At 55.6% G+C, this 7,006-nt stretch carries 7 protein-coding genes and 2 rRNA genes (1 of these 9 running past the window's edge); 6 read left to right on the top strand and 3 right to left on the bottom strand.

Features of this window, described 5'->3' with window-relative positions:
• The 4 genes from KP003_RS15270 to KP003_RS15255 all read left to right on the top strand — a co-directional run.
• Window positions 1–1,130 (top strand): 23S ribosomal RNA (locus KP003_RS15270) (it extends 1,829 nt beyond the left edge of the window).
• Between the two features lie 123 nt (window positions 1,131–1,253).
• Window positions 1,254–1,370, top strand: a 5S ribosomal RNA gene (gene rrf, locus KP003_RS15265).
• A 221-nt stretch (window positions 1,371–1,591) separates the two neighbouring features.
• On the top strand, window positions 1,592–1,930 hold the full coding sequence (locus KP003_RS15260; RefSeq protein ID WP_239027557.1) for a hypothetical protein: 339 nt from the start codon (window positions 1,592–1,594) through the stop codon (window positions 1,928–1,930).
• Between the two features lie 14 nt (window positions 1,931–1,944).
• Window positions 1,945–2,850: a L,D-transpeptidase family protein gene (locus tag KP003_RS15255; RefSeq protein ID WP_216500599.1), complete on the top strand. Its 906-nt coding sequence runs from the start codon at window positions 1,945–1,947 to the stop codon at window positions 2,848–2,850.
• Window positions 2,851–2,892: 42 nt separating this feature from the next.
• Here the strand turns inward: KP003_RS15255 and KP003_RS15250 are convergent, their stop codons facing one another.
• Window positions 2,893–3,222: a cytochrome C gene (locus KP003_RS15250; protein ID WP_216500598.1), complete on the bottom strand. Its 330-nt coding sequence runs from the start codon at window positions 3,220–3,222 to the stop codon at window positions 2,893–2,895.
• Between the two features lie 324 nt (window positions 3,223–3,546).
• Here KP003_RS15250 and KP003_RS15245 point away from each other — a divergent pair, with 324 nt between their 5' ends.
• Complete coding sequence (locus KP003_RS15245; protein WP_216500597.1) at window positions 3,547–4,005, top strand: response regulator; 459 nt, start codon at window positions 3,547–3,549, stop codon at window positions 4,003–4,005.
• A complete protein-coding gene (locus KP003_RS15240) occupies window positions 4,002–5,549 on the top strand; it encodes a SpoIIE family protein phosphatase (RefSeq protein WP_216500596.1) in 1,548 nt (515 codons plus the stop codon). Before KP003_RS15245 ends, KP003_RS15240 begins: the two co-directional genes overlap by 4 nt.
• Before the next feature lie 46 nt (window positions 5,550–5,595).
• Here KP003_RS15240 and KP003_RS15235 read toward each other — a convergent pair whose 3' ends face one another.
• Together KP003_RS15235 and KP003_RS15230 are read right to left on the bottom strand one after the other, a co-directional pair.
• Entirely contained in the window at window positions 5,596–6,012 is a 417-nt protein-coding gene (locus KP003_RS15235; RefSeq protein WP_216500595.1) for a secondary thiamine-phosphate synthase enzyme YjbQ, read from the bottom strand.
• Window positions 5,969–6,874 carry a D-alanyl-D-alanine carboxypeptidase family protein gene (locus tag KP003_RS15230; RefSeq protein WP_217299871.1) on the bottom strand — a complete coding sequence of 302 codons (906 nt, stop codon included), beginning with the start codon at window positions 6,872–6,874 and terminating at the stop codon, window positions 5,969–5,971. The genes KP003_RS15235 and KP003_RS15230 overlap by 44 nt, the downstream gene beginning before the upstream one ends.
• Between the last annotated feature and the right edge of the window lie 132 nt (window positions 6,875–7,006).

Raw genomic sequence — 7,006 nt, 5'->3', positions numbered from 1 at the left:
TGTTTACTAAAAACATAGGACTCTGCAAAGTCGCAAGACGACGTATAGGGTCTGACGCCTGCCCGGTGCCGGAAGGTTAAGGGGATTTGTTAGCCGCAAGGTGAAGCTTTGAACCGAAGCCCCGGTAAACGGCGGCCGTAACTATAACGGTCCTAAGGTAGCGAAATTCCTTGTCGGGTAAGTTCCGACCTGCACGAATGGCGTAACGATTTCCGCGCTGTCTCAACCAGTGGCTCAGCGAAATTGAATTCTCGGTGAAGATGCCGAGTACCCGCAGAAAGACGGAAAGACCCCGTGCACCTTTACTACAGTTTGACAGTGACATTCGAATAAGCTTGTGTAGGATAGGTGGGAGACTTTGAAGCTGGGACGCTAGTCTCGGTGGAGTCAACCTTGAAATACCACCCTGGTTTGTTTGGATGTCTAACCCAGGCCCGTCATCCGGGTCGGGGACACTGTCTGATGGGTAGTTTGACTGGGGCGGTCGCCTCCCAAAGAGTAACGGAGGCGCGCGAAGGTTCCCTCAGGCTGATTGGAAACCAGCCGTAGAGTGTAAAGGCATAAGGGAGCTTGACTGCGAGACCAACAAGTCGAGCAGGTACGAAAGTAGGTCTTAGTGATCCGGCGGTTCTGTATGGAAGGGCCGTCGCTCAACGGATAAAAGGTACGCCGGGGATAACAGGCTGATCTCCCCCAAGAGTTCACATCGACGGGGAGGTTTGGCACCTCGATGTCGGCTCATCGCATCCTGGGGCTGAAGTAGGTCCCAAGGGTTTGGCTGTTCGCCAATTAAAGCGGTACGCGAGCTGGGTTTAAAACGTCGTGAGACAGTTTGGTCCCTATCTTCTGTGGGCGTAGGATACTTGAGAAGAGTTGACCTTAGTACGAGAGGACCGGGTTGAACGTACCTCTGGTGTTCCAGTTGTTCCGCCAGGAGCAGTCGCTGGGTAGCTATGTACGGAAAGGATAACCGCTGAAAGCATCTAAGCGGGAAGCCTCCTTCAAGATTAGGTATCCCTGGGAGCAATCCCCTAAAGGCCCGTTGTAGACCACAACGTTGATAGGCCGGGTGTGTAAGTGCAGTAATGCATTCAGCTTACCGGTACTAATCGGCCGTGAGGCTTGACCATAAAAAATTCTTAGAGAGGGGGGTGGTTCTCCACCCCCCGATCATAAACTGCCAAAAATCCTACAGACACGAAATGCGATTGTGAGAAACATACTGCGATGGCGTAAGCCAAAGCTAAGAGTTTCTCTGTGGCTATGCCGAGAGGGTCACACCCGTTCCCATCCCGAACACGGAAGTTAAGCCTCTCAGGGCCGATGGTACTGCATTGGAAACGATGTGGGAGAGTAGGTCGCCGCAGGGAATTTAATAGAGAAAGCCCCGTCTGAAAACAGACGGGGCTTTTTCGCGTTCTGCGCATGCGCTGCTTGCCCAGAGCCTCTGACGTTGTTCCTTTCTCCTGCAGCTTCGCCCCTCGAAACACGTCCCTCCGCCCCCACTTCAATCTCTCACAGGTTCACGTTGCAAATGCTGGCATGGTGTATAAAATTGGCGAATGTCAATTATTATGCGTGGAGGTTCATCTTGAAGCTCACCTTCCTTATCGTTATTGCAGTCCCCTTCATGGTGTCTGGTTGTGCCACCAAGGGCTACGTCAGCAGGCAACTTGATCAAGTTTCCTGCAAGGTTGATGTTCTCGAAGCAAAGAGTGCCTCGCTCGCCGAGCGAGTTAACTCTTTAGAGAGCAGGCTTGCCACGCTTGAGAACCAAGTCTCTCAGGCGCAACTTGCTAACAAGGCCATGCTCGATGATGCTACAGCTAGGGCGGATGGCAGCGCACAAAGAGCAGAAGCTGCTGCGACCATTGCCACGCAGGCTGCTGAAAGAGCGGAAAAGATGTTCGAGCTTGGGCAGAAGAAATAGCGACGACAATAGCCATGGTTTGCAACGTGCTTGTCGTCCTCTGTGCCGTCGTAGCGGCGCTTGTGCTGCCGACCTGTTCCGCGCGTGCAGGTGAGGCGGCTGCTGCGTTGCCTCCCTACTACGCTGGCGGGTATATTGGACAACTACGCCAGTACAAAGTGCGTCCAAAGGAATCCCTCATTGAAATCGCCCGGAGGTTTGATCTCGGCTACAACGAGATGCGGGACGCGAATCCCGGAGTCGACCCGATTCTCCCTAAGTCTGGTACGGTTGTTACCATACCTTCGGCGTGGATCCCCCCGGCAGTATCTGAACGTCCTTCCATCGTGGTCAACTTGGCTGAGTTGCGGCTATTCGTTTTTCCAACGACCGATGCCTACGGGGTCGAGTCCTACCCTATAGGCATAGGCGATGAAGGCACCGACACGCCGGTTGGAAGGTTTGTCATAGTTGATAAAATCCTCGATCCTAGCTGGCATGTCCCCGCTTCCATCCGGCGTCAGCGACCACAACTTCCCGCGGTGGTCGCGCCTGGAGAGCGTAACCCGCTCGGGCGACATGCTTTGCGCCTGTCTCGCAAGGAAATTCTTATCCACGGGACGAACCGTCCCTGGGGGATTGGCAGACGGTCGAGTCACGGTTGTTTGCGCCTGTATCCAGATGACATCGCGTCGCTGTTTGCCAAAGTTCAGCAAGGGATGCGGGTATGGATTATAAACCAGCCGGTGAAGGTGGGAGTCAAGGAGGGGAAGGTATTCATTGAATTCCACCACCAGGATAGAGACACGGTGGGGGTTGGAGATATCCTGCACATGTTGGCAGATCAGGGACTGCTGCAACGGGTTGACATGGGGAAACTGGTTCGTGCCTATTATGAGAATAAGGGGTATCCGGTGGAAATAACCTGGACAGATCCATAGGTAAGGGGGGGCGGTCCCCCCCCCGGTCCTGGTTGGCGTTGACTATTTCTTTGGTTTCAGCGGACTCTGCTTGTAGAAGATTCCCAGCACGGACTGTTCGTCGGCAGTCAGCTTTACTCCCTTGAGTTCCATTCTGTGCTGGATCTTTTGCATGTCCTTGCCGGCGACGATCGCGCTTTCGATGCGCTCAGCGGTGTGGCACGAAACGCACTTTTTGTCGATAACCAAGTGTGCTTCCTTGAACACGCCACCAGTGACACTGCCAAGATTGGTCCCAGATGTGGGGGCAGATTTGGGTGCTTCCTGTGCAGCCTGGAGGGTGGTGATGGAAAGTGCGGTTACCGCTAATGCCACAACAATCAAATCTTTCATTGCTTCTCCTTTTACTCGTGATGTCGAGCGTAACTTTGCATTAAGATATAGCAGAAAATCATGTCCTTGCTCCTAAGGAAAGGTATTTTCACCACCTGCATAGGGATAAACCAAACTTGAAAAGGGATGGCAGCCTGTTTTTTCCGTTAAAAATGATCTGTTCCACAGTAAGTCTCTGTCCTTCAGTTGTAGGCATGAGGAGTCCCCAAGGGGCAAAGGCCATTGGTGTATCTCAAACAGGACGTGGTAAAATCTGTGTGTCCAACGGATATTTTCCTTGCATGTTTTCCTGGTATGCGGTGAGGGGACTAAGGAGATACGGGGATGTTAAAGCTAAAGCGGATATTGTTGGTTGAGGACAACGCCAATGATGCTGAACTTACCTTGGAGGCCCTCGCTGAGCATAATCTTGCCAACGGGGTCGATGTTGTCAGAGACGGTGCAGAAGCCCTCGATTATCTTTACAGGCGTGGGGCGTATGCCGGTGAGGCGTCATTGAACCTGGCGGTCATACTTTTGGACTTGAAACTGCCGAAGGTGGACGGTCTAGAGGTGCTCGGCATTCTCAAACGGGATGAGAAGCTCAAATGCATCCCGGTGGTTGTGCTGACCTCTTCACGGGAGGAGAGGGATGTTGTGGACAGCTACCGGTTGGGGGTCAACGCATACGTCGTAAAACCGGTGAACTTTTCCGAGTTCATTACAGCTGTCAAGGAAGTCGGCGCCTTTTGGGCCATAATCAACGAGCCTCCTCCGCTACCTCATAAGGGCCATAATCAATGAAACAGGAGCGTCTGCGCATACTGCACCTTGAAGATGATCCAATGGATGCGGAACTGGTTCTGCTGACACTCACCTCGGAGGGGCTCGATTGCGAGGTCCAGGTAGTGTCGAGGCGGGACGAGTTCAGTGTCGCTTTGGAGCGCGGCGGGATGGACCTGATCCTGGCTGATTTTGCGCTTCCCGCTTTCGATGGCATGACCGCCTTGGCGATGGTGCGTCAGAAACTGCCCGATCTGCCCTTCGTCTTTGTATCGGGGAAGTTGGGCGAAGAAGCGGCCATCGAGTCTCTTAAGAGCGGTGCAACGGATTACGTCCTCAAGAGCCGCTTATCCCGGCTGGTTCCCGCGGTGCAGCGCGCGCTTACCGAGGCACAGGAACGGGCCAAGCAGCGGCAAACCGAGCGGGACCTGGAAGTAGCGCACGCCGAAATCGAGAAGCGAGCCGAAGACTACCGCAACCTGTTCAACAGCATTCGCGACGTCATCGTGGTCGCCGATCACAACCGCACCATACTGCATGTGAACCAGCCCGCGCTTCACGACATCTTCGGCTACGATTCGCCGGAGGTGATCGGCAAGAGCAGCAGAATTCTCTATGCCAAGGATGACGATTACGACAGTACCGGCAAGGAGGTTTTCGACGCCAAAACCCGGGTGAAGGGAAAGCTGGTGGAACTGCATTTCCGTAGGAGAAGCGGCGAAGTCTTTATCGGCGAGCTTTACGCGATGAAGCGTCTGGATCGCTTTGGCAACGTCACCGGCAACATCTCCATCTTCAGGGACATCAGCGAACGGAAAAAGGCGGAGGCTGATCTACGGGAGAGCGAGCTGCGCCGCATGCAGCTGCAGCTTGAGTTGGTGTATGCCGCAGAGATCCAGGCCAAGCTCCTGCCGAGGGTATATCCCCAAATCACGAATTTCGAGATCGCCGCCCGCTGTCTCCCTGCCAAACAGGTTGGCGGCGACTACTATGATTGGCAGCAGGTGTCGCCTACGCTCTTCAACCTGACCCTCGGGGATGTAATGGGGAAGGGGATGGCCGCCGCCATGTTGATGGCCACGGTCCGGGCGGCGCTTCATGCTGTCACTCTTTACAATCCGCCGGCGCAAGCTGTGCACCTGGCCGAAAACTCGCTGAACGAGGATCTGGAGAATTCTGAGAGTTTCGTGACCCTGTTCCACGCCCAGTTGGACTCCGCGTCACGAACACTCTCGTTTGTCGACTGCGGTCACGGCTACGTTTTCGTCAGACGTGCCAACGGTGCAGTAGAGACTTTGAACCCTCGCGGGCTTCCTTTGGGGATACAGAGTGATGAGGTGTACCAGGAGGGGGCGGTGCAGTTCGGGAAGGGCGATGTGATGGTCCTCTACAGTGACGGCTTGGTAGATGCGAAGCCGGAACTGGAACTCACTCACGAGAAGCTGGCAAGGAAGCTTTCGGGAAAGAAGAGCGCCCAGGAGATGGCCGACACTCTCATTGCCCTGATAGGCAAGCCTGACCCGCAGCCCGACGACATTACCGTTTTGGTGCTGCACGCTGTGTGAGGGGGGGGCTATAAGTGCTTCGCCCAGTGGCCCGGTTCCCATGTGACTACTCGCCGATGATCTTTACCAGGACTCGCTTTTTGCGCATGCCATCGAACTCTCCGTAAAAAATCTGCTCCCAAGGCCCCAGATCCAGCTTTCCGCCCGTTACCGCAACGACCACTTCCCGCCCCATGATGGTTCTTTTCAGGTGCGCGTCGCCGTTGTCCTCGCCATAGTTGTGGCGGTACCGGCTGTGCGGTTTCTCGGGTGCCAGTCCTTCCAGCCATTCTTCAAAGTCCTGGTGCAGCCCGGATTCGTCATCGTTTATGAAGACGCTGGCGGTGATGTGCATGGCGTTGCACAACAAGAGCCCCTCGCGTATTCCGCTTTCGGCCAGGGCGGCTTCGAGGTCAGGGGTGATGTTGACAAAGCCGCGCCTACTCTTGATTTGGAACCATAACTCCTTCCGGTGATGCTTCATCCTCTCTCCTTCCTGGTGTCGCTGATTCGGTGACTCTTTTTGCGGCATGACGCGGTGAGGAGACGGCGAACGCGGCATCGAGCAGGGCCGGTGCCGACTGCCACCTGTTCCTGGAGTGCATGATAACCAGCAGGACCCTCCTGTCCTCCCGCTCGGCCAGAGCAACGAGGCATTGGCCGGCGTTGGGCGTGGTCCCCGTTTTGACTCCAATAGCCCCAGGATACCTGCCGATCAGCCTGTTTTTGTTCCTCAGATAATAACTGCGCCTGCCGTCGAGCGTGGCGATGCGCATGTTGGGGCTCGCGACTATCTTCGCGAATTGCGGCAGTTGCATCGCCCTCTCGGCCAGGCGCGCCAGGTCATGCGCATTGGAATAGAGCCCCCTGTTGTCGTGGCCGCAGGCGTTGGCAAAATGGGTGTTTTCCAGGCCAAGGGCCCGGGCCCGCGCGTTCATCTGTATCACGAAATCGCGTTGATTGCCACAGGCGTGCTCGGCGAGGGCTCGGCAAGCGTCGTTGGCCGAAGCGATCAGCGTCGCCGCCAGCAGGTCGCGCACCCGGAACTTCTCACCACGCCTCAGCCCGATCCTGCTGCCGGTTTCCCGTGCGGCGCTGCGGCTCACTACGACCACCTCGTCCAGGTCGCACCTTTCCAGGACGACCAAGGCGGTCATCATCTTGGTGAGGCTGGCCGGCGCCCGGCGGATGGCGGCGTTTCGCTGGCGGAATATCTGGCCGTTGATCTTGACCAGGTAGGTCGTGGCGGGATGGTAGGAGCGTGCAGTGGTTGGCTGAGGAAGGACGAAGCCGCAGATTACTGACGCGATGAAAATATATCTTTTGGTGGATGAGAAAATTTTCATTCTGCATGTTATAGCATCGTTTCCCGCTCCCGCAATGAGCGCAAAGGCACGCGCGCAGGGTTGCCTGCGACAGCGAATCTTGGATTTACAAAGGGGCGCCCCTTAAGGTATCTTGCTCACTTCGATTACCGC

Source organism: Geomonas diazotrophica, assembly GCF_019063885.1.
In the GTDB taxonomy this organism is placed as follows: domain Bacteria; phylum Desulfobacterota; class Desulfuromonadia; order Geobacterales; family Geobacteraceae; genus Geomonas; species Geomonas diazotrophica.
Note: the sequence above shows the minus strand (reverse complement) of the source record. Positions and strands in the feature narration are given on the sequence as shown.